Origin of the sequence: Mucilaginibacter terrae, assembly GCF_031951985.1 — a bacterium.
Lineage (GTDB): Bacteria > Bacteroidota > Bacteroidia > Sphingobacteriales > Sphingobacteriaceae > Mucilaginibacter > Mucilaginibacter terrae_A.
In genome coordinates this window covers 4,385,287-4,407,866 of record NZ_JAVLVU010000001.1, presented here as the reverse complement: position 1 = coordinate 4,407,866, position 22,580 = coordinate 4,385,287, and the positions used below count along the sequence as shown (strand labels likewise).

The 22,580-nt window shown below is 43.7% G+C and carries 21 protein-coding genes; 10 read left to right on the top strand and 11 right to left on the bottom strand.

From position 1 onward, the window contains the following. Positions 1-7 precede the first annotated feature (7 nt). Entirely contained in the window at positions 8-913 is a 906-nt protein-coding gene (gene cysD / locus QE417_RS18875; protein ID WP_311952334.1) for a sulfate adenylyltransferase subunit CysD, read from the top strand. Between the two features lie 166 nt (positions 914-1,079). Then, positions 1,080-2,330 (top strand): sulfate adenylyltransferase subunit 1, encoded by a 1,251-nt coding sequence (locus QE417_RS18870; protein WP_311952332.1) that lies wholly within the window; start codon positions 1,080-1,082, stop codon positions 2,328-2,330. Between the two features lie 243 nt (positions 2,331-2,573). Here QE417_RS18870 and QE417_RS18865 read toward each other — a convergent pair whose 3' ends face one another. The 7 genes from QE417_RS18865 to clpB form a co-directional block, all read right to left on the bottom strand. Next, the gene (locus tag QE417_RS18865) at positions 2,574-2,801 is read right to left on the bottom strand and encodes a hypothetical protein (protein ID WP_311952330.1); all 228 of its coding nucleotides are present in this window, start codon (positions 2,799-2,801) and stop codon (positions 2,574-2,576) included. An 85-nt stretch (positions 2,802-2,886) separates the two neighbouring features. Beyond that, entirely contained in the window at positions 2,887-3,291 is a 405-nt protein-coding gene (locus QE417_RS18860; protein WP_311952328.1) for a hypothetical protein, read from the bottom strand. Positions 3,292-3,304: 13 nt separating this feature from the next. After that, positions 3,305-4,570, bottom strand: coding sequence for an asparagine synthetase B (locus QE417_RS18855; RefSeq protein WP_311952325.1), 1,266 nt, complete (start codon positions 4,568-4,570; stop codon positions 3,305-3,307). Positions 4,571-4,961: 391 nt separating this feature from the next. After that, the gene (locus QE417_RS18850) at positions 4,962-5,645 is read right to left on the bottom strand and encodes a GNAT family N-acetyltransferase (RefSeq protein ID WP_311952323.1); all 684 of its coding nucleotides are present in this window, start codon (positions 5,643-5,645) and stop codon (positions 4,962-4,964) included. A gap of 281 nt (positions 5,646-5,926) precedes the next feature. Next, positions 5,927-6,466 carry a ferritin gene (locus QE417_RS18845; protein ID WP_311952321.1) on the bottom strand — a complete coding sequence of 180 codons (540 nt, stop codon included), beginning with the start codon at positions 6,464-6,466 and terminating at the stop codon, positions 5,927-5,929. A 206-nt stretch (positions 6,467-6,672) separates the two neighbouring features. Next, positions 6,673-7,041 (bottom strand): hypothetical protein, encoded by a 369-nt coding sequence (locus QE417_RS18840; RefSeq protein ID WP_311952319.1) that lies wholly within the window; start codon positions 7,039-7,041, stop codon positions 6,673-6,675. A gap of 282 nt (positions 7,042-7,323) precedes the next feature. After that, positions 7,324-9,915 carry an ATP-dependent chaperone ClpB gene (gene clpB, locus QE417_RS18835; protein WP_311952318.1) on the bottom strand — a complete coding sequence of 864 codons (2,592 nt, stop codon included), beginning with the start codon at positions 9,913-9,915 and terminating at the stop codon, positions 7,324-7,326. A 268-nt stretch (positions 9,916-10,183) separates the two neighbouring features. On the opposite strand from clpB, the gene QE417_RS18830 reads away from it, so the two are divergent. Further along, entirely contained in the window at positions 10,184-11,527 is a 1,344-nt protein-coding gene (locus tag QE417_RS18830; RefSeq protein WP_311952315.1) for a sensor histidine kinase, read from the top strand. A gap of 501 nt (positions 11,528-12,028) precedes the next feature. On the opposite strand, the gene QE417_RS18825 is transcribed toward QE417_RS18830, so the two are convergent. Beyond that, entirely contained in the window at positions 12,029-13,456 is a 1,428-nt protein-coding gene (locus QE417_RS18825) for an ATP-dependent DNA helicase (RefSeq protein ID WP_311952313.1), read from the bottom strand. A gap of 64 nt (positions 13,457-13,520) precedes the next feature. Between QE417_RS18825 and QE417_RS18820 the strand changes: the two genes are divergently transcribed. The 3 genes from QE417_RS18820 to QE417_RS18810 all read left to right on the top strand — a co-directional run bounded on the left by QE417_RS18820 (position 13,521) and on the right by QE417_RS18810 (position 15,554). Beyond that, positions 13,521-14,336: a DUF3822 family protein gene (locus QE417_RS18820; RefSeq protein ID WP_311952311.1), complete on the top strand. Its 816-nt coding sequence runs from the start codon at positions 13,521-13,523 to the stop codon at positions 14,334-14,336. Continuing rightward, positions 14,312-14,878, top strand: a complete 567-nt coding sequence (gene rsmD, locus QE417_RS18815; protein WP_311952309.1) for a 16S rRNA (guanine(966)-N(2))-methyltransferase RsmD — start codon at positions 14,312-14,314, stop codon at positions 14,876-14,878. The genes QE417_RS18820 and rsmD overlap by 25 nt, the downstream gene beginning before the upstream one ends. A gap of 133 nt (positions 14,879-15,011) precedes the next feature. Then, positions 15,012-15,554 (top strand): DUF4269 domain-containing protein, encoded by a 543-nt coding sequence (locus tag QE417_RS18810; protein WP_311952307.1) that lies wholly within the window; start codon positions 15,012-15,014, stop codon positions 15,552-15,554. On the opposite strand, the gene QE417_RS18805 is transcribed toward QE417_RS18810, so the two are convergent. Continuing rightward, entirely contained in the window at positions 15,541-16,113 is a 573-nt protein-coding gene (locus QE417_RS18805) for a pentapeptide repeat-containing protein (RefSeq protein ID WP_311952306.1), read from the bottom strand. The genes QE417_RS18810 and QE417_RS18805 overlap by 14 nt on opposite strands. A gap of 90 nt (positions 16,114-16,203) precedes the next feature. On the opposite strand from QE417_RS18805, the gene QE417_RS18800 reads away from it, so the two are divergent. Further along, entirely contained in the window at positions 16,204-16,887 is a 684-nt protein-coding gene (locus QE417_RS18800) for a hypothetical protein (RefSeq protein ID WP_311952303.1), read from the top strand. Between the two features lie 143 nt (positions 16,888-17,030). On the opposite strand, the gene QE417_RS18795 is transcribed toward QE417_RS18800, so the two are convergent. Beyond that, positions 17,031-18,554, bottom strand: a complete 1,524-nt coding sequence (locus tag QE417_RS18795) for a GH3 family domain-containing protein (protein WP_311952301.1) — start codon at positions 18,552-18,554, stop codon at positions 17,031-17,033. A gap of 136 nt (positions 18,555-18,690) precedes the next feature. On the opposite strand from QE417_RS18795, the gene coaD reads away from it, so the two are divergent. Then, the gene (coaD, locus tag QE417_RS18790) at positions 18,691-19,167 is read left to right on the top strand and encodes a pantetheine-phosphate adenylyltransferase (RefSeq protein ID WP_311952300.1); all 477 of its coding nucleotides are present in this window, start codon (positions 18,691-18,693) and stop codon (positions 19,165-19,167) included. On the opposite strand, the gene QE417_RS18785 is transcribed toward coaD, so the two are convergent. After that, positions 19,121-19,762, bottom strand: coding sequence for an NUDIX hydrolase (locus QE417_RS18785; RefSeq protein WP_311952298.1), 642 nt, complete (start codon positions 19,760-19,762; stop codon positions 19,121-19,123). The genes coaD and QE417_RS18785 overlap by 47 nt on opposite strands. Between QE417_RS18785 and pyrE the strand changes: the two genes are divergently transcribed. Both pyrE and QE417_RS18775 read left to right on the top strand, forming a co-directional pair. Then, positions 19,761-20,402 (top strand): orotate phosphoribosyltransferase, encoded by a 642-nt coding sequence (gene pyrE / locus QE417_RS18780; protein ID WP_311952296.1) that lies wholly within the window; start codon positions 19,761-19,763, stop codon positions 20,400-20,402. The genes QE417_RS18785 and pyrE overlap by 2 nt on opposite strands. A gap of 467 nt (positions 20,403-20,869) precedes the next feature. Then, entirely contained in the window at positions 20,870-22,492 is a 1,623-nt protein-coding gene (locus QE417_RS18775) for an ABC-F family ATP-binding cassette domain-containing protein (protein WP_311952294.1), read from the top strand. Positions 22,493-22,580 lie beyond the last annotated feature (88 nt).

Here is a 22,580-nt window from a genome sequence, read left to right as displayed (position 1 = left end):
GAGTAACATGAGTAAACATAACCTGGATTACCTGGACGAACTGGAAGCAGAAGCCATACATATTTTGCGCGAGGTTGCCGGTCAGTTCGAAAAACCTGCCCTGCTATTTTCGGGTGGTAAGGATTCTATAACACTTGTGCGTTTGGCCGAAAAGGCTTTCCGTCCGGGTAAATTTCCGTTCCCGCTGGTACATATTGATACCGGCCATAATTTCCCCGAAACCATTCAGTACCGCGATGAAATGGTAGCACGTTTGGGCGAAAAATTAATTGTTGGCCATGTGCAGGATTCTATTGACCAGGGCAAGGCCATTGAGCAAAAAGGTAAAAATGCCAGCCGTAATGCCCTGCAAACCGTTACTTTGTTAGATACCATTGCCCATCACCAGTTTGATGCCTGTATAGGCGGTGCCCGCAGGGATGAGGAAAAGGCCCGCGCCAAAGAACGCATATTTTCGGTGCGTGATGAGTTTGGCCAATGGGACCCAAAACGCCAGCGCCCCGAGCTTTGGAACATCTACAACGGTAAAATTCACAAAGGCGAAAACGTACGCGTATTCCCCATAAGTAACTGGACCGAACTTGACGTGTGGAACTACATCCGCCGTGAAAACATTGCCCTGCCGACGATCTACTTCGCGCACGAGCGCGATTGTATTACCCGCAACGGCCAATTAATGGCAGCCGCCGAGTTCCTGAATATGGACGAGGAAGATGTAATTACCCGGCGCAACGTGCGTTTTCGTACCGTGGGCGATATGACCTGTACTGCTGCAGTAGAATCGGATGCTTACCTGATCGACGATATTATTGATGAAATAAGCGCCTCCAAAATAAGTGAACGCGGTGCCCGCATGGACGACAAGGTATCGGAAGCGGCTATGGAAGACCGTAAGAAGGGTGGGTATTTTTAAGTCATAAATAAACGCGTCATTGCGAGGCAGTGGGGCCGAAGGGGCGCCGCCGAAGCAATCTCGAAGTGTACTGCACTAACTCAAGTGGCTGCACAAAACTCCGGGATTGCTTCAGCTCCACGCACACAGGCCACTTCCGCCTCGCAATGACGATTAAGATTAAATAATGGAGATATTAAAGTTTATAACCGCAGGTAGTGTTGATGATGGTAAAAGCACCCTCATTGGTCGCCTGTTATATGATACTGATGCTATTTTGGCCGACCAGCTGGAGGCTCTGCATCGTTCTAACCGTAAAAATGACGACGGCACCATTGATCTTGCCATCTTAACCGACGGCCTCAAAGCCGAGCGCGAGCAGGGCATTACTATTGATGTAGCCTACAAATACTTTCAAACCGAAAAACGTAAGTTCATCATAGCCGATGCTCCGGGGCATATTCAGTATACCCGTAACATGGTTACTGGTGCATCTAACTCAAACCTGGCTATTATCCTCATTGATGCCCGTAAAGGTGTTGTGGAGCAAACCAACAGACATTCGTTCCTGGTATCGTTATTGGCACTTCCGCAGGTAGTGGTTTGTGTGAATAAGATGGATATGGTTGACTATGACGAGGCTACTTTTAACCAGATTGTTGGTCAGTATAAAGTGCTGGCATCTAAACTCAACCTGCAAAATGTAACCTATATTCCGGTAAGTGCTTTGAAAGGTGATAACATTGTAAATCAATCGGCTAATATGACCTGGTACAATGGCAAAAACTTGTTGGAGCACCTCGAAACGGCCGAAATTCCGGTAGATGACAGCGCGGCTCACGCCCGTTTCCCGGTGCAGTGGGTGGTGAGGCCACAAACCGAAGAACTGCACGATTACCGTGGTTACGCCGGTCGTATATCGAGCGGAAACTTTAAGGTGAATGATAAGGTTACAGTGTTGCCATCAGGCTTCAGCTCAACCATCACTAAAATAGAATTACTTGACAAGGAATTTGACGAAGCCGTTGCAGGACAATCGGTTACTATACATTTACAAGACGAAATTGATATTAGTCGTGGCGATGTGCTGGTAAATAGTTCGGCTAAACCCGAGGTATCTCAATTAATTGAAGCCGACCTGTGCTGGATGGATACCCGTGCGTTAGACACCTCGCTTACCTACCTTATTCAGCATAATAGCAAGGTTACCCGCTGCCGTATACAGGAGGTGTTGTATAAGTTCAATATCAACACGTTAGATAAGGTTTACGAGGAAGAATTTAAACTGAACGATATAGGCCGTATCATCATCAAAACGGCCGATGCGCTGGCTTTTGACGTTTACCAAAACAACAAAGCCAACGGCGGGGCTATTATTATTGATAGCCGCACCAATGTTACCGTAGGCGCACTCATGCTGCGCGCAGCGGTTGAATAAGCCAATCCATAGTTCTTTATAAAATGTTTAACAGTAGTAGTAAAAGCAGGCCGGGTTGGCCTGCTTTTTTGCTTTATCGCTCCGATTTTTACTTCTGAAAACCGCGAAATCCCACGAAAAGTCCCGGTGTTTCCGGATGTTCAATTTTAGTGTTTCATGAACGTATTGAACGCATGCAACGCAATTGAACACCTTGAACACCCGCACAATGCTGTCAGTACTAAAATAGCTTTACACTATACATTATTCAAAAGTCTTTATCTGCGGGTCGGTAAAATGGTTATTATACCATTCGTCAAATAACTCATGTACTTCCAATTCCGGGTGCTTGCTTCCATACTCGGCAAAGGAGGTTGCTATAAATTTAACCTCGGCGGTAAACAGTTGGCTCAGCGTATCAATGCTTTGCTCATTGACGCTGTCTTTTAACTGGCCGGTTATTTTTTCTTTTATTCTGTCTTGTAAAGTCATGATCGATGTTTTATCAACATGATCAACAAACGAGAAGCCAAAAGGGATCAGTCAGGCTAAATTAAATTTACCAAAAAAGATTAGACTACCACGTTACACTATAACTCCAAATATCAGAGACAGACACGGGTACATCATAAGGGAGTTCACCACTTAATCTCTCCATAATTTGTTGGTCAAAGTCGATGATCAAATCTTCACCTCCAAAATCATCAACAAAAATATCAATCACATAATTAAATTCGGTTAAAAGCTTTTTCAACTCATTTTTATGAGAAGCTGAGAGAAACATTAACGGATGCTTTCTCCAGATATATCCAAGACTAACATCATTGTATTCAATATATGCCCAGTTTTCCCCCTCATCCCAATAGGTTATTTTAAAGTTAAACAGCTCAGCCACTTCGGCAAACTCATAAATATCATTTAGCCCCCACAGCACTTCTGTAGCAATTGCATTTCTAATATCTTGAGTTATATTTCTTATCACTTTGATTTAAAAATTAAGTCTTCTGCTTCTTTTTCTTAGCCGCCGGGAACAGCACATTATTCAAGATCAACCTATACCCCGGTGAGTTTGGGTGCAGGGCCAGGTCGGTTGGTGGTTCGGTGGTGGAGTGCTGATAGTCTTCGGGGTCGTGGCCGCCGTAAAAGGTCCATTGGCCTTTGCCGTATTCGCCGTGTATGTAGCGGGCTTCATTAGCGGTTTTGAGTTCGCCCAGTATGGTTACACCGGGTTTAAGTTTAGTTTTATCGAAAGCAGTTGCCAGTCCTTTAAAGCCTTTAATAACACGGTCGTGGTTTTGGGTGAGCATGCTGGGCACAAAATCCCACTTGGCCGAAAAATCGAACAGCGTAAAAAAGTCTGATGATTGCGGAATGCCACGCGTGTCCGACACATCAATGTCGCTGAACCGCCGCGAGCGCCCCATCGTATTTACCATGAAATTCTGGAAGGCAAATGTCTGCCTGAAATCGAGTTTGGACTGTGCATCAGGGTCTACTCCATCGCCATCGTATTGGGCGGGGCAAATATCGGTGCTGGCGGCTGCCAGGGCTATGTCAAAACTATCGGCCCCGGAGCACATGGCAAACAAAAAGCCCCCGCCAGAGCAATAATCGCGTATGTGCTGTGCCACGGCCAGTTTCATTTTCGATACTTTTTTAAATCCCATTTTACGGGCCAGCGCTTCCTGCTTCAACTTGTTCTGCGCGTTCCATTCCTGGTTACGAAAACCACCGAGCATTTTGCTGTACTGGCCGGTAAAATCTTCGTGGTGCAGGTGCAGCCAGTCGTATTTATCCAGGTCGCCCTTGAGTACAGCTTCATCGTAAATATAACTAAATGGAATTTCGGCATAGTTGAGTACCAGCACCACGGCATCCTCTAAACCGCCCTTATCCTGCGGCGAGTAAACGGCAATGCGGGGCGCTTTTTGCAATTTCATCACCTCCATGTTAACTGATGGATCGGCAATTTCGGCGAGTAGCACATTGGCTTTGACATCGGGCAGCACCTCGTAGCTTACGCCGCGTATTTTGCATTCGGCCTCGGTATCCCTATCATACTTCAGCATAAAGCTGCCACCCCTGTAGTTCAGCAGCCAATCTACCTCGCCATCATGTTTAAGCACCCAAAAAGCAATGCCGTATGATTTAAGATGATCTTTTTGCGTAATATCCATAGGGATAAGCAACGAGGCCGCTTTGCCCAACACAGGATGCAGCAAACAGGCGAGCGCTAAAACGTATGGTAAGTATAGTTTCATGTTGTTTTAGCCGGAATTTGCTTTTAATTTAAAGCAATTTAGGGATAAATAAGGATCGTTGCAATTGGCTGATTGTAAAGATTTTGTAATCATACAAGTCTCTCGGTTACCGCTCATTGCCGCGGAGGCTACTACTTTTGTCTTGAAACAAAAGGTAGCAAAAATTCAAGTCACCTCCCTATGCTTCGTTTGCCGCACATGCCCAACCTGCAAAGCCGGGCAGCACCACGGGCTGCTTAACTTTTGCCCCACTTCGTTCCCGCTTGTCCCACGCTTCTGCAAAATCTAAGAGGCCCTTGCCTACGCACTGGCCACCTTGTGCTGCCCGGCTTTCACCCCGAAGCTGGGAGACGATAAAAGAGAAAAAAGGCTATTTCACACTATTACAAGATTATGCCTTCTTTATAAAATAAAAATTCATCACCGAGCTTATTTCAAAACCCAGGCTTTTATAAACATTGATGGCCCGCTCGTTATCATCACGCACGTGCAAAAAAGGAATGTTTCCGGCGGCATTCATGCGGTTAACCTGACTCAGCAGCAATTGACGGGCGTATCCCCGTCCCAAATAATCGGGGTGAGTGCATACGGCGCTTATTTCGGTGTACTGGCCGGGGTTCATGCGCTGGCCGGCCATGGCTACTACTTTATTGCCGTCAAATACACCCTCATAATAACCAAACTCAATGGTACGGCTATCAAACGGACCGGGAGCCGTTAGTTTGGTAAGTTCCAGCATTTGCGGAATATGCTCATGGGTTAAAGGCAAAGTGGCCGCACTACCATTATTTGCAGCAGCAACCGGGTTGTTATGTACCATTTGGTAGCCGCTTATAAATCTTAGCAGTTTCCAGCTTGACGGAATGTGTATCTCCTCAGGAGTAAATACCACGCGCGGACTATCATCTGCTATTTGTTCATGCAAACTATTCAGCAGATTGCCATCATGCCTTGCCAAACCTACTATGGGCGATACTTCTGGGTCGAAATATCTGACCTCGCCGGTACCTTTAGCTAAATGACTGTTGCCGGTGGTTAAGGCATTAAAGGCCGGGTTGTGTAAAGCAGTATTCATTAGGGCAAACGTATAAAATTACAGCGAGGGTTAAAATCCGTTTTTTGCGGAATAGGTAAATAATGAGTTTCACCCAACACGTCTTTGCGAGACAGCAGGGGAAAAGAAGGGCGCCGTCGAAGCAATCTCTGAACTGAGCATGACGAAATTTGCCACCGCAGAGATTGCTTCGACTCCCTACGCCCCCTCCCTCCTGTCTCGCAATGACGTGATAAGACAAACCACAAAAAAAGCCGGTGCAAAAATACACCGGCTCCTTAGTAATTAGTTCTTGTATATAATTATGCCCCGGCAGTTTCGCTGTCGTATTTAATTTTATTAACATGCTTGTCAATTTCCCAAAGACCGGTACCTTCTTCGCCAATAACTTCGAATAGTTCCAGCGCACGGCGGGCTTTGTATTCTTCTTCGCGTTGCTCTTTCATAAACCAGTTCAAAAATTCGAAAGTAACAAAGTCCTGCTCTTTCATGCAGGTAGCTGCAATATTTTTGAATGATTGGGTGATGGCAATCTCGGCTTCCAAAGCGTCTTCAAATACTTCGCGCAGGCTGGTATAATCTTGTTTAAGACCGCTTACATCAGGTGATACCGCACGGCCACCCATATCTAAAACATATTTAAATAATTTCAACTGGTGCATACGCTCTTCTTCCGACTGTTTAAAAAAGTAGTCAGATGAATAATCGAAACCATTTTGATTACACCATGAAGCCATGGCCAGGTACATTGCTGATGAATGAGCTTCTTTCTTTATTTGCTGGTTTAAAAGGGTTTCAATATCAGCAGATACCAAACTCTTTATACGCATTATATCTTTCATGTTATATTACAGTTAGGGATTGTTGTATCCAATGGAATACACACAAAAATAGTGCTATAACAACAGGTTGTACAATATAAAGACAATATGAAATAAGTCTAAATTAGTGATTGACAGAGTATAGAGTCAGGAATCAAGAGTACAGACAGAAAGGTAACACGATATACAAAATCTGGATTCTTGACTCTGTATTCTTTACTCCCTCTTTAAACTACCATCCTATGCAGCCTGTCGTGCAGTATCTGGTTCAGTTCAAACATGGCAAAAGCACCTTCCAGTAACTCTTTAAGGGCGATGATTTGCAGTATGCTGAGGAAATAGCAATGGTTGCAGGCGCAAATAAATACCATTTCTATCTCGGGCGATTTACCGTTGTCTAATATCAATTGCTCAATATCAACGCGGTAAATAGATTTTTTGAGGAGTAATAGCGTGCGGTAGTCAAACTTAACCAGTTTACCGGCAAAATCAATATACCAGCAACCTTCACGGTCGCTTTGGTACACCGTACCGGCTTTAGAGCCGAATACTTCGGTAAATTTTTCAGTAGTTTTAGTCTTAACCCCGGTCATCATATTACAGAGGCAAATTTAACATTATTTAGAAGCAGTCCAAATACTATTAGAGATTTTTTTGCAGAAATTGTTAAAGACAATCACCAACCGTCATTGCGAGGTACGAAGCAATCTCTGCAGTTGCAAAGCGTCCAGGCACAGTTCAGAGATTGCTTCGGCGGCGCACGCTCGTCCCACTTCTGCCTCGCAATGACGGGGTTGGAGAAACAAAAAAGGGAACCACCTCACCGGTAATTCCCTTTTATAATATATAATAGATCCACCTTTAGGAGGAGACGAGACTTACTCGTTCAAAAACACGAACTGGTTATCAAACATGTCCAGCTTTATTTTGCTGTCCTTATCCACCTTACCAGCCAGTATTTGCTTGCTTAGCTCGTTGAGGATCTTTTTTTGGATAACCCTCTTGAGCGGACGTGCGCCATAAGTTGGATCGTAACCCAGTTGAGCCAGCCAGTCGAGTGCTTCGTCGGTTGCTTCTATCTGGATACCCATTTCGGCGAGCGTGTGCTGCAAACCTTTAAATTGTAGTTTCACAATTTCGGCAAGCTCGTTACGGCCCAGCGGGGTAAACATGATAATCTCGTCGATACGGTTTAAAAACTCGGGACGAATGGTTTTTTGCAAAATATCGAACAGTTGATTTTTGGTTTTAGCCACTACCTCTTCTTTATCGCTATCTTCAAAATTTACAAAGTTCTCCTGTATAATGTGCGAACCAATGTTAGAGGTCATGATAATGATGGTGTTTTTAAAGTTCACCACGCGACCTTTGTTATCGGTTAAGCGCCCATCATCCAGCACCTGCAACAGTATGTTAAACACATCGGGGTGAGCTTTTTCAATCTCATCCAGCAAAATAACGCTGTATGGTTTGCGGCGCACGGCTTCGGTTAATTGTCCGCCTTCATCGTAACCTACGTAGCCCGGAGGCGCACCAATAAGCCTGCTAACGGCATGGCGTTCCTGGTACTCCGACATATCAATACGTACCATAGAGTGTTCATCATTAAACAGGAACTCAGCCAGAGCCTTAGCCAACTCGGTTTTACCTACGCCGGTTGTCCCTAAAAAGATGAACGAACCAATGGGCTTACGTTTATCCTGCAAACCGGCACGACTACGACGAATGGCATCGCTTATGGCCTCTATGGCTTCTTCCTGACCAGCCACACGTTTGTGCAACTCATCCTCCAAGGTCAGCAACTTTTCGCGCTCACTCTGAATCATTTTTGATACCGGGATGCCTGTCCAGCGCGATACCACACCGGCAATATCATCGGCAGTAACTTCTTCCTTCAACATACGGTGATCTTCCTGATCTTCGCGCAGGGCTTCTTTAAGCTTTTCCACCTCGGCCTCGGTATCGCGGATGCGACCATAGCGTAACTCGGCTACCTTGCCATAATCACCTGCTCGTTCGGCCTGGTCGGCTTCCAGTTTGTAGGCTTCAATGGCTTCAATTTTGGAGTTAATACCGTCTACCAAATCCTTTTCGCCCTGCCACTTGGCCCGTAACGAATCGCGCTCCGAGGAAAGGTTGGCTATCTCTTCGCTCAGGTCTTTTATCTTGCGGTCATCGCCCTCGCGTTTGATGGCCTCGCGCTCAATTTCGAGCTGCATAATGCGGCGCTCCAGTTCGTCCACAGCTTCGGGTACCGAGTTCATTTCGAGGCGCAATTTTGAGGCTGCCTCATCCATTAAGTCGATAGCCTTATCGGGCAAAAAGCGGTCGGCAATGTAACGTTGCGACATTTCAACCGCGGCAATAATGGCTTCGTCTTTAATCCGCACCTTGTGGTGGGTTTCGTAGCGTTCTTTTAAGCCACGTAAAATCGATATGGCATCGGCAGCATCTGGCTCGTCAACCAGCACACGCTGAAAACGCCGCTCGAGGGCCTTATCTTTTTCAATATATTTTTGATACTCGTTAAGCGTGGTAGCACCAATGGCACGTAATTCTCCACGGGCTAAGGCTGGTTTCAGGATGTTTGCGGCATCCATGGCACCTTCGCCCCCACCGGCACCCACCAGGGTGTGGATCTCATCGATGAAGAGAATAATGTCGCCATCGCTTTTAATCACCTCGTTTATTACGGCTTTCAGGCGTTCTTCAAACTCGCCTTTGTATTTGGCCCCTGCTACCAGCGCACCCATATCCAGCGAGTACACGGTTTTGTTTTTCAGGTTATCGGGCGCATCGCCTTTTATAATACGGAAGGCAATACCCTCAGCAATAGCGGTTTTACCCACGCCCGGTTCGCCAACCAGTATTGGGTTGTTTTTAGTACGACGGCTCAATATCTGTATCACCCGGCGTATCTCTTCATCGCGACCAATTACCGGGTCTAACTTGCCCGATTCGGCATATTCGTTGAGATTACGGGCGTATTTATTAAGCGCGTTGTAAGTAGCTTCGGCGTTTTGATCGGTCACCTTGCTGTCACCACGTAAACTTACAATGGCCAGTTTAAGGTCCTTTTCGTTAACGCCATAATCTTTAAGGGCGCTACTCACCTTATCATTTACCGATAATATGCCCAATAAAATATGCTCAACCGATACAAATTCGTCTTTAAATTCTTTTAAGTAACTCTGCGCCTTTTGCAGAGCGGTATTGGTGTTAGATGACAGGTATACATTGCTGCCGCTTACCTTCGGGAACGCTTCGATTTGCTTATCGAGTGTATCGTTTAAGCGGCTTATGTTAACGTTCAGCTTTTTTAATAAATAGCTTATTACGTTTTCATCAACCAGTAACAAACCTTTCAGCAGGTGGGCATTTTCTATAGCCTGTTGCTGATTACCGGTTGCTATTTCGGAAGCCTTTTGTACAGCCTCCTGTGCTTTGATGGTAAAGTTGTTAAAATTCATGGTAGTAAGTTATAGTCAAACAGTTTGCCAATGCAATTCTCCTGAAAAAACGTCATACAAGTAATGATTTCGGGCGACATTTTGTCTAATTTACATCTGCAATTACAAAATATAACTGGTTTAGGCATCACGCTGCTTTTGCTTATACCACAAAAGCAGATAACGACAAACTCCAAATTTTCTACCGAGTTAATTTTTACCCCAAACAAGTTAAAATGTGTGAAATTAGACTATCCTATTTAATCAATATTGTTTAAAACCATTAGTTTTGAAACACCTGATGGAGACCTACTACTTTAAAAGCATTCCTAAGCTATACCGCATAGGGTATCAAAAGTATTATACACTACAAAACTTAAATACTATACAAGTAGCTTGTATAATATTTTTTATTTTAAGTGTGGCAATACGCTTTTTTGTAACCGTATTACCGCCCAGCCTTACCCGCATTCATAATTTTCCTGAGTTTAGCATAGCTAACTGGGCAACCATATTTATAACGCCTGTATTTTACTTTGTTGGTCATCTGCTTATTAAACGGCTTCGATCCCGTGGAAACGGCCTGCAGCTATCCCTTGCACATACCCTGTTATTTAGCTCGTATTTGCTGGCATGTGGCATAGTATTCACCTTCATAGCCACGTCTGATCCCAGCAACAGTATTATTATATACCTGATTGCACTTATTGCAGTAGCCGGTGTTTACACGTTTGAATATCAGGAAAGTGTGCTGTTAACCCTGGTTAATATATTCCTGTTCAGCATTCTATTGCTTTACACCCATGCCGATCCAACCGAGATCTTATATAATGAACTTTTGCTCATCGTACTCTCGGGCATTTTCTTTTTCGTATCGAGGCATATTTACTCTTACCGGGCCAGCCAACACCTGCAATACCGCATTATTAAAGAAAAAAACATTGAAATAGAAAAAGCCAGCGGGTTTAAAAATGATGTTTTAGGCATGGTAGCGCATGATTTGCGTAACCCCATTGGTGCCATTGAATCAATAGCCCAACTAATTGAAATGGATGAGTTGGATGAAGATATGCAGGAAAACATGAGCATGATCAAAACATCGTGCCGTAAGGCTCTGGCAATTATTAATGATTTGCTGGAAGTTGCCCGCAACGATAACAGCAACCAAATGAGCGAGTCGTTGGTAAACATGAACGACTTTTTGCGCAGCGCAATACCAGTTTGGGAACGCGTGAGCAGCTTTACCAATAAACTTATTTTAACAGCCCCGGCTCAGCCTGTACATGCCCTTATTGACCAGGAAAAGTTTAACCGTGTATTGGATAACCTCATTAGCAATGCAGCCAAGTTTTCTAATGATGGCGATGAGATTGACATTATACTGAGCGAGCAGGAAACCTATGTTCAAATTGAGGTGACCGACCATGGCGTAGGTATTCCTACCGAATTAATTCCAAACATATTCGACCGTTTTTCCAAATCGGGCCGACGGGGCTTAAAGGGTGAAAAATCGACCGGATTAGGCCTCAGTATATCTAAACAAATCGTAGAGAAACACCACGGCCGTATTGATGTGCGCAGCGCCGAAGGTACAGGCACTACTTTTACCATACGCCTGCCTCGCATTAAATAGTCCGCTACTCCTTTAAAGAATATTTTTAGCGTTTTTGATTACACTATTTGTAACAATCAGCACACAAAACCCCATCCTACGCAATATTACGAGCATAAAACAGGTTTAAATACTGTACGCTGTTCATTTTGTAATACACTAAGTGTTTAATTCAACTTATCTATTTTACAACAAAACATCACGTTTATTACACTTTATCATGCTGTAACTTAAAGGCTTTAAAAAATTCCTAAAAGTTAAATTGTGGTTACAAAATTGTATCACAAAAATGTACAATTGCGTACATCTTTATATTATTTACCTAAATAAATGAGTTATGAAAAAGGCGTTACCTTTTATTTCAGCAATTTTTTCGCTGATGTGCCTGTTGGTAGTCATCATTTTTAAAATGAAAGAGCCGCACTACTAAACCCGTTTTTTTCAAAAAGCCTAACCTTGCATCAGCATCTGTGTAAACCTTGTTTGTAAAAACATCTTTTATACAGATGCTTTTTTTATGTCCTAATATTCTGGCGGCGGCTCGGTGTAAAACTTTGGGCTGAAATTTACCAGGTACAATTCAGTAGTTGCCCGGGTACAGGCGGTATAAAACCACCTCAAAAAATCCGTGTTCAGCATTTCATCCGTTAAATACCCCTGGTCTACAAAAACAGCCTCCCACTGCCCGCCCTGAGCCTTATGACAAGTTACGGCGTAAGCAAACTTAATTTGCAGGGCATTGTAGTAAGGATTTTTTTTCAGCTCATTCAGTTTATCGCGCCGCATGGGTATGTGGTCGTAATCTTTCATCACCTCCAAAAAAAATCGTTTTTGGTCGATAGATTGTAAGGCAGGCGAATCAGAGTATAGGGTGTCTAACAGCACCTTACAGTCAAACACCGGGTCTTCGGCGTAATCAATAAACTCCATCTGTACATCGGCAAACCTAAAGCCATACAATTCTTCAACCCGGCGCACCTTTTTTATGCGGGCAATATCGCCGTTGGCAATAAAGCCGGTGCTGTCTTCTTCACGTTCCTGCAGCCAAAAGTAGTTGTTACGCACCACCATCACCTGGTCGCCGCCGGTTAACTCCTCTTCTCTAAAAAGTATGCGATTACGTATTTGCTGGTTGTACAGGTTGGCGTTTTTGTTCGACCGGCATATGACCAAAGTACTATCGTGCCCGTATTTGCTGTAAGCATAATTCAGGCCCTCCTCCAGTCGTTCGCCCGTCATACGGTAAACGTCTTTATAACCTTTGGTAACTATTTGCGGAAATACCTCCTGTTCGCTGCGAATGAGTTCGCGCACGGCAGTAACGTTGTGCAAAATACCCGAGTTTTTTTGCTGGCGCAGCACATCTGTCAATTCATAATCAAACACCTGTAAGGCAAACTCCTCGCGCAGCAGTTTAGCATCCAGCGCAGGGCTAAACGCCGAACCTACGGGTGGCAGCTGTGCGGTATCTCCAACAAGCATGAGTTTACAGTTTTTCATATTGTAAACGTAACTTACCAGATCATGCAGCAGGGTGTCGTAGTTGTTACCGCTTAGTTCGTCGGATATCATGGAGGCCTCATCCACAATAAACAGCGTATCCTCGGCCATGTTGGTAGCCAGCATAAATGATTCGTCAACATTCATGGCCGATTTTTTACGGTAAATGCGCTTATGAATAGTAAATGCCTTACGCCCCGAGTAGCCTGTAATTACCTTGGCCGCCCTGCCCGTTGGTGCCAGCAAAACCGATTTTAAGCCGTACGAGCGCAATGCCTTAACCAAAGCACCCAGCACTGTAGTTTTACCCGTACCTGCATAACCACGCATCAAAAAACACTCGTGCCCATTGTTGCTCAACAAAAACTGGTGCAGGCGTACAAACAACTCCTGCTGTTGTGCAGATGGCTGGTGCGGAAACGATTTACTGATTTGCTCTTGTGCGGGCATAGTGCAAAAATGGCCTTAATGCTTAACAAAACAATGAAAAATTAGTTACTTTTGCCCGGTAACCATGAATGATTCGTTATACCATTACATTGACCCGAGTTTTAGCCATACGCAAGTTGGCAACTATACTTTGTTACTGCAATTAGGTATGGTTAATTTTTCGCTGGCTATTATGCATGGCAAACAGCTGATGGTATGGCGGCATGATGCCCACCTGCATGAACTTACACGCCATGGCGAAGTACAGGAGGTGCTTAACTTTGAGTACCAGAATGTAATTACGGCTATATCCTCGTCGCATTTTACCCTGTTGCCTGCAGAAATTATTGAACAGGATGGCATAGCCGGTGTAGCCCGTTTTTTAGATGTACAAGCAAGCGACACCGTTTTTGCACAACCGCTTGATACCGATAATGAGGTAGTTTTTAAAGCTGCCCCCATACAAACCCGAGGCATACAGCGCTATGATATGCAGCGTGTATTATTTGGCGCGGCCGGGTGGCTGCAGGCTATTGCCGGCAATCATCCATCGGGTTATCATTTATATATTAATGTTTACGGAGAGCAGTTTGATATGGCCTATTTTAGGCAAGGCAAGCTAAACCTGTTTAATACCTTTGAGTTTACACACGAAGACGAGCTGGCTTACTACGCTGTATTTGTTTGCCAGCAGTTAAAGCTCGATATGAGTACTGTAACCGTAATATTGAGTGGCAACATAGCCCCGGGCGATAACCGTTACCACGATATTTTAGCCGGTATATTTAAAACAGTGGAATTAAACAACATTGTGGTTGCCCAAATACCCGACGAACTGCCCAAACACCAGTTATTGTCACTTACTGCACTTACCCTATGCGCATCATTGGCGGACGCTTAAAAGGCCTGCGCCTTAATCCACCCAAAAACCTGCCCGTTAGGCCAACTACCGATCTGGCTAAGGAAGCTCTGTTTAACATTCTGCAAAACCAGATCGATTTAGACGGCATAAAAGTGCTCGACCTGTTTAGTGGCACGGGTAACCTGGCCCTGGAATTTGCATCGCGCTATGCCGAAAGTGTGATGGCCATTGACCGCAGTATACATTGCGTAAATTACCTTAAAGATGCAGCACGCCAGCACGGCCTTACGCAAATAAAAACTTTTAAGGCCGATGTGTTTAAGTACCTCGAAATTGAGACCGACCAATACGACCTCATTTTTGCCGACCCGCCATACGACCTGAGCCGCATACCCGAAATACCTAAAATAGTATTCGACAAAAACCTGCTCTTACCCGGCGGTTTACTTATTGTTGAACATCAATCGATGCAAAACCTGGGCAATCATCCAAATTTCACAGAGCAGCGCAGGTATGGGCATTCCTCGTTTTCGTTTTTTACGATGGAGAGCGGGGATGAGGGAGCAGAGAGCGGAGAGTAAAAGGAAACACCAACCTTGGACTCTAAAAACACGTCATTGCGAGACAGCGTAGAGCTTGTGCGGAGCCGTCGAAGCAATCCCGGAGTTTGTAGCACAACCGTAATTTCCCTCACTACCATTTGTCAAAAACCCAATGAACAATATTATTAAGTTTGACAATATAGCTTATCTATCTACCGGCACCGCCCGGCAACAGCAGGCATATAATGTTTTGGTGGAGCATCGTATTATGGAACTCCTCCTGCCCTACTCTTCCCTATTGGTTGGCACCATACCCATTAACATTGATATTGAAGGCAGCGATTTGGATGTTTTATGCGCGTATCAAAACAAAAAAGAGTTTGTAAATCATTTACGAGCGCACTTTTCAACCTACCCCAACTTCAACCTTTACGAAACCACAATAACCGGTAACGAAACCATAATAGCCAACTTTATGGCCTATGATTTTGAAGTAGAAATATTTGGCCAACAAACACCCGTTAAGCAGCAATACGGCTACCTACACATGCTTATTGAGCACGAGCTGTTACAGCGTAAAGGCGAAGCTTTCCGCCAGGAAATTATCAGCCTTAAAAAACAAGGTTTAAAAACCGAACCTGCCTTTGCCCGAGCACTCAAATTAACCGGAAACCCCTACGAGGAACTGCTGCGGATAGATGTTAAACAATTTTAATTTGATGCCGTGTTAGCAACCCACGCAGGCTATCGGCCGCGAAGGTGGCTTTTTTAAGCGTATTGATCTCGGGGTCGATATCGAAGTTTTTAGCGGTGGAAAAATCAACAGCGGTTAAATCGGTGCGGTTAAACAGTGCCCGGTCTAAATCACAATCGGCAAACTTTGAACCGCTCAGGTTGGCCTGTATAAAACTTACCTCTTTTACCGATGATCTATTGAATTTAGTTTTCGGCATCTTTTTCCCGGCGAATGATGCATAATCCAGCACGCAGTTATCAAATTCTACGCTGAATAAAAAGTCGCTGCACTCGTGAAAGTTTACGCCTAAAATTTTGCAGTCTTTAAATACCACATTACTCAGGGTGGCATTAGCCAGTTTCAGCATCGATAGGTTGCAGCCTTCAAATACACAATCAATAAACTTATTATTGCCAAAATTACTTTCGCTCAGGTCGCACTGTTTAAAAGCACATTCCTGAAACTCGCGTCCATTGATGATCTGGCCGGTGTAGGTTATCTTTTCGAAAATTTTGTTATCGTGGTTAAGCTGCTGCATGGTAGGTAAATGCCTTTTGTGAGGCAAAAAAACTATTTTAAATTGAGAAAATACCCATGAACTATTATGAAATTATAGCGTTTTAAACCTATGCGCAGGAAATACATTATCGTAATTGCCCTGGTTATAATTGTAGTCACGGCCTTTGTTTATGTACTTACTTACTTTTCATCAAATGCTGCTGCCATAGCCGGTGCCAATCAGCACAATACCTATTATCAGCGTAAAACCATCCCGGTACTTTTAAAAGATGAGATAATTGCCGCGCTAAAATTCTATCCCGAACTAAATAACACACCGATAGATTTTGTATTCGACCCACACACCAGTAAATCAACCATGCTATCGCAGCCCGTTGTGGGCAGCTTTTTCAGCGGACAAAACAAGCGCAGGTACATAGTCAAAATAAATCCTTTGTTTGTAATGGTACATAAAACTATGCCCATACAGGATGCTCCTAAAGATGTACTCATAGGCTGGATAGGGCACGAACTGGGCCATGTTATTGATTACCATAACCGCAGCAACTGGCAAATGATAGGCTTCGGCATTAAATACATCACGTCAGACAATTACCTGATGCAGGCCGAACGCAACGCCGACCGTTATGCGGTTGAACATGGCATGGGCAACTACATCATTAAAACCAAAAACTACATCCTGCACAATCACGATTTACCGCCCGAATATATTGAGCGCATCAAACGCCTGTACCTGTCGCCACAGCAGATACTGGATTTGATTAAAGAATTGAAGAAGCCGATTACGGATTAAAATAGCAAGCATGATTAGGGCTTGTGCGATTCCCAGCTTGAGAGGGTTGTGTCCTTTTGTATAGAAAGTTCAAATGACACACCCCTGCCCGCACTCTTCCTCACGCGCCCCCTCTCAAGAGAGGAATTGAGAAAAAAGCGCAATTACGGCCGATTTTTCTTCACAAACTCTTCAAATTCCAAAAATTGAGCCTCTTTCATTACACGCGGAATTTTCACCTGGCCGCCACGTTTTTTATTTTGCTCGGCCCATTGATGAAAGGTCTCTACCGGAATGGTTACCACCTCTACATCTTTGAGGGCACGGGTACGGGCTACGGCGTAGTTCTTGTTATTATCGCGCAGGTTTTGGTCGAGGTCTTTTGCCAGTTGAACATCATCTAACTGAGTATCACTGCTAATATACCAGCGGTCTATCAGTTCGTCTCCACGATGAATGGTTGCCACGATGAACTCTTCCATATTGGTACTATACTGATGGCACATAGCCTGTATAGCCTTGTTCATTTGCAATACCGAAAGCTGCGAACCGGCCACATTTAAAAACTGCTTGGTGCGGCCGGTAATCTTAATTTCGTAACGGCTTACATCGGTAAAGGTAACGGTATCGCCAATGGTGTAACGCCAGGCACCGGCTACGGTCGAAATCAGCAGAACATACTCTTTACCTTCCTCAACATCGGCAAGGGTAAGTACCTCGGCACCGTCAATTACACCACCATCGCTGGTAATGTTCTTTTCTTCAAAAGGTACAAATTCAAAAAAGATACCGTTGTCAACCACCAACGCCATCGAAGTAATATCAGGCCGTTTTTGCATGGCCAAAAAACCTTCGGAGGCCAGGTAAGTATCAATATAAATCAGCGGGTGGGCCAGCAGCTTTTCGAGGCTTTTACGATAAGGTTCAAAATCAACTCCGCCCGAGGTATACACCGCCAGGTTTGGCCATATCTCATGAATATTTTTAAGCTTATGCGTTTTAATTACCTCTTTCAGCATCAGCTCGATCCATGCCGGTATGCCCGACAGGCTGCCAATATCCCATTCGGGAGCTTGTCGGGCAATCTCCTTTATCTTGGCATCAAAGTCGCTTATTTGCGCAATGTCTTTACCGGGCTTATAATAACCCCTAAACCAAAACGGAATGTTACTGGCACTTATGCCGCTAATTTCGCCTGCCTTATGGCCGTTAATGTCTTTTAAATCGGTACTGCTGCCCAGCATGAGTATTTGCTTTTCGAAAAACTCGGGTGGCAAATTAAAATTACTTAAGGCTGCCACCTGTTGCATACCGGCGCGCTTAATAGCATCGAGCATATCATCGGTTACCGGTATGGTTTTGCTGTGGCTGGTGGTACCGCTGCTGAGGGCCAGGTAATGGGTTTCGCCAGGCCAGGTAATATCGTTTTCGCCTTTTACAATACGGTGCCACCACTCTTTTTCTAAACGGTCGTAATCAAACACCGGAACCGTTTGTGCAAAGGCACTGTACAAATCCTGGCTATCTAAAACGCCTTCAAAATTATAGTGCATGCCAAAGGCGGTGTCTTTAGCATCGTTAAGCAGATCATAAAGCACCTCCTGCTGCGCCTTAACCGGATCAGGTTGCTTTACTACTTTGCCCGTAAAATCAATTGCAGCCTTAATAAGTTCGCCTATAATAGCCATATTGGTGTGTTGTGTGTTTGTTAACACAATAACAGGCTGTTTGCCAAAAAGATTTAACTGATATTTTAATTATAACACGCCATTTGCACAAATCCCAAATCAAAAAATTACCTTTGCTATACCCCAATACGTAACTATGAAAATCGCCCTTTTCCCCGGCTCGTTCGATCCTGTTACCAAAGCACATGTTGATATTGTAAAACGCTCGCTTAGTTTGTTTGATAAGCTGTACATAGGCATTGGCGTAAACAGCTCTAAACAAAGCTTTTTAAGTATTGAGCAACGCCAGCAAATGCTGAGGGCAGTATTTGAAATGGAACCTAAAATTCACATCATAGCTTACGAAGGCTTAACGGTAGATTTTTGTAAGAGTATTGATGCCAACTACATGATACGCGGTATACGTACCGTGTCTGACTTTGAATATGAGAAGGCCATTGCACAAATGAATCATGCACTGGCCCCCGATATTGAGAGTATTTTTATTGTAAGCAAACCCGGCTACTCATCCATCAGCTCAACCATAGTGCGCGAGGTGTTAAAGCACAATGGCGATGTAAGCCAGTTTATTCCGAAAGAGGCGCTGGAATATCTGAAAGTAAATCACGTTTAAGCAGCACATCCATAATTGATGGAAAGGTGTTATCTACCACTAGCCCAATGTCTTTTTTGGTCATCCAGCGTACTTCGGTTATGCCTTCTTCAACCTGTGGTTTAAGTTTGGCTTTTCCAAAGTATTTCATTTTGTACCAGTAAGTTTTTTTGAGCACCACTTCGCCTTTGCTTGTGTAAACGTGGTAGGTGTTCACAATCTTTTTGCCGCATTCGTCAATAGCAATACCGCACTCCTCTTCTACTTCGCGCACGGCACCATCTTTAGGCTTTTCACCTTTTTCCAGTTTTCCTTTAGGGATGTCCCATTTACCGTTACGGAAAATGAAAAGATAATGTCCCTTGTCATTCTTCACCAAACCACCGGCTGCCTCTATTAAAGTAACGCTTTTCATCACCTTTTTGAGGAAAGATTTGGCATCATTTACCAGTATATAATAGTACAACCTGGCGTTGTCGGTAATAATTTTATGGTACAAAGTTTTCAAATCAAACGATTGTTGGTCAAGCTGTTCGTATTGCTCGGGATGCATTGGTACCGATTGCGTAATTAAAACCACCTTTTGGTTGATATAAATTCTGTATTTTTGTGCCATGTTTAATAAAAATGAGATTGAACAGCAAGTGGCTGAATTTCTGTTGCAAATTAAAGCAATTAAATTACAACCCGACAATCCTTTTACATGGGCTTCGGGATGGAAATCGCCAATTTACTGTGATAATCGCGTAACGTTATCTCATCCATCTATCCGTACCTACATTCGTCAAAAACTCACCCAGGCCATTCAGGAAGAATTTGGCTCGGTACAATGTATTGCAGGTGTAGCCACAGCGGGCATACCACAAGGTGCGTTGGTAGCGCAAGAATTAGGCTTACCTTTTATCTACGTACGCTCTAAACCTAAAGAACACGGTACGGGCTCCATGATCGAAGGCGAAATTATGCCCGGCAATCGTGTAGTAGTAATTGAAGACCTGATATCTACCGGAAAAAGCAGCTTACAGGCCGTTGATGCTTTGCGTGCTGCCGGTTATGAAGTTGCAGGTTTGGCAGCCATATTTACTTATGGGTTTGATGTGGCCGATGATAATTTCAAAAAAGCCAAATGTCGTTATATAACCCTGTCAAACTACCCGGCTATGTTAGAGTTTGCCGAAGAAAAGCAATACATTAACAAGCAAAGTGTAGAACTGTTAAAAAAATGGCGCGAAAACCCTGCCGAGTGGGGTAAGTAGTAAGTACTATATAAAATAAAAAAACAGGCCGCTACCAAAATAGTCGGCCTGTTGTGTTTTTATAAATGAAGCCTTTGCAGTAAAACTGCGGCTGGTTAAAAGTTTAATAAACTCTTTTGCTTTGCGAGTTGTAAGCTGCAACTATTACATTTACTACTACTAATCCTGCTATTATTGCTAACATAATAATGGTGTGTTTTTGTAATATTAAACGCAAAAGAACGTCCATAAGTTGTGTTTTTGACACCCTAAGAGGCATTTTTCAATTTTTGGCAGTTATGTTTATTATTATCTATAAAAGTTTTCAATAAAACAATTCTTAAGTTAAGAATATCAAATTATTAGTATTACTTAAAATGCACATTTAGTGTCACGGTAACACATATGTTGTTGATTTTAATGCCCAAAACGCGAAAACTGTGGCATTTTTACCGTATTTTTGCCCAAATTCTTTTTCAAAGAACTGCATGATTAACGTTTCAAATTTATCATTGCGCTTTGGTAAGCGCATCTTATTCGAGGATGTAAACTTAAAGTTTACACAAGGCAACTGTTATGGCATTATTGGCGCAAACGGTGCTGGTAAATCTACTTTCCTCAAAATTCTTTCGGGCGATATTGATCCTACTACCGGTTCGGTGAGTTTTACTCCCGGCGAGCGTATGGCGGTTTTAAAACAAAACCACTACGAGTTTGACGAGTTTCCGGTTATCGAAACCGTGTTGATGGGCTACAAAGAGCTTTACAACACCATGAAAGAAAAAGATGCCATTTATCTTAAAGAGGATTTTACCGATGCCGACGGTGAGCGTGCCGGCGAACTGGAAAACCTGTTTGCCGAAATGGACGGCTGGAATGCCGAAAGCAACGCTGCCACCATATTGAGTAACTTAGGTATTAAAGAAGATACGCACTATAAATTACTTAAAGAGCTTGACGGTACGCAAAAGGTACGTGTGTTATTAGCACAGGCGCTATTTGGAAAACCCGATATTTTGTTGCTGGATGAGCCTACCAACGACTTGGACATTAATACCATTAGCTGGCTTGAAGATTTTTTGGCCGGTTACGAGGCTATTGTACTGGTGGTATCGCACGACAGGCACTTTTTAGACACTGTGTGTACGCACGTGGTAGATATTGACTTTAGCAAGATGACCATTTATACAGGTAACTACACGTTCTGGTATCAATCGAGCCAGCTGGCTTTAAAACAACGGTCAGATCAGAATAAGAAACTGGAAGAGAAGGTTAAAGAGTTACAGGAATTCATCAGCCGCTTTAGCGCCAACGCTTCTAAATCAAAACAGGCCACCAGCCGTAAAAAGGCTTTGGATAAAATTAACCTCGATGAAATTAAACCATCGAACCGTAAGTATCCGGCTATTATGTTTAACCAGCAAAGCCGCGAGGCGGGCGACCAGATCTTACAGATTGAAAACCTGAGCAAAACGCTTAACGGCGAGGTGATGTTTAAAAACATTAACCTCATGGTAGGTAAAGGCGATAAAATTGCCATCCTTTCCAAAAACAGCTTGGCCACAACGGCATTTTACGATATTTTAACCGGTAGAGATACCGATTTTACCGGCAGCTTTAAATGGGGTATTACCATTAACCCGGCCGATATGCCGATTGATAATGCCGAGTATTTTAAAGGCAAAGATTTAAACCTGGTTGACTGGTTGCGCGAATATGCTCCCGGCGACAAGGATGAACAATTTATCCGTAGCTTTTTAGGCCGTATGTTATTCTCGGGCGAAGAAGTTTTGAAGAAAAGCACCGTACTTTCGGGTGGTGAAAAAATGCGTTGCATGTTTAGCCGCATGATGCTGCAACAACCTAACGTGCTGATTTTTGATGAGCCAACCAACCACCTTGACCTGGAATCGATTACCGCCCTCAACAACGGCATGAAAGATTTTAAAGGCACTATCCTATTCACATCGCGAGATCATGAGCTTACCGAAACCGTAGCCACCCGCGTAATTGAATTAACACCAAAAGGCATCATTGATAAAATGATGAGCTACGATGACTACATTACCAGCGATGTTGTACAACAACAGCGTGATGAAATGTATGCATAGTTGTTTGATAAGCTTAATATAAAAAAAGCTGCTTCGGAAGAGGCAGCTTTTTTTGTTTATTCGATAAAAAGGGCTTAGCTTCAAAATT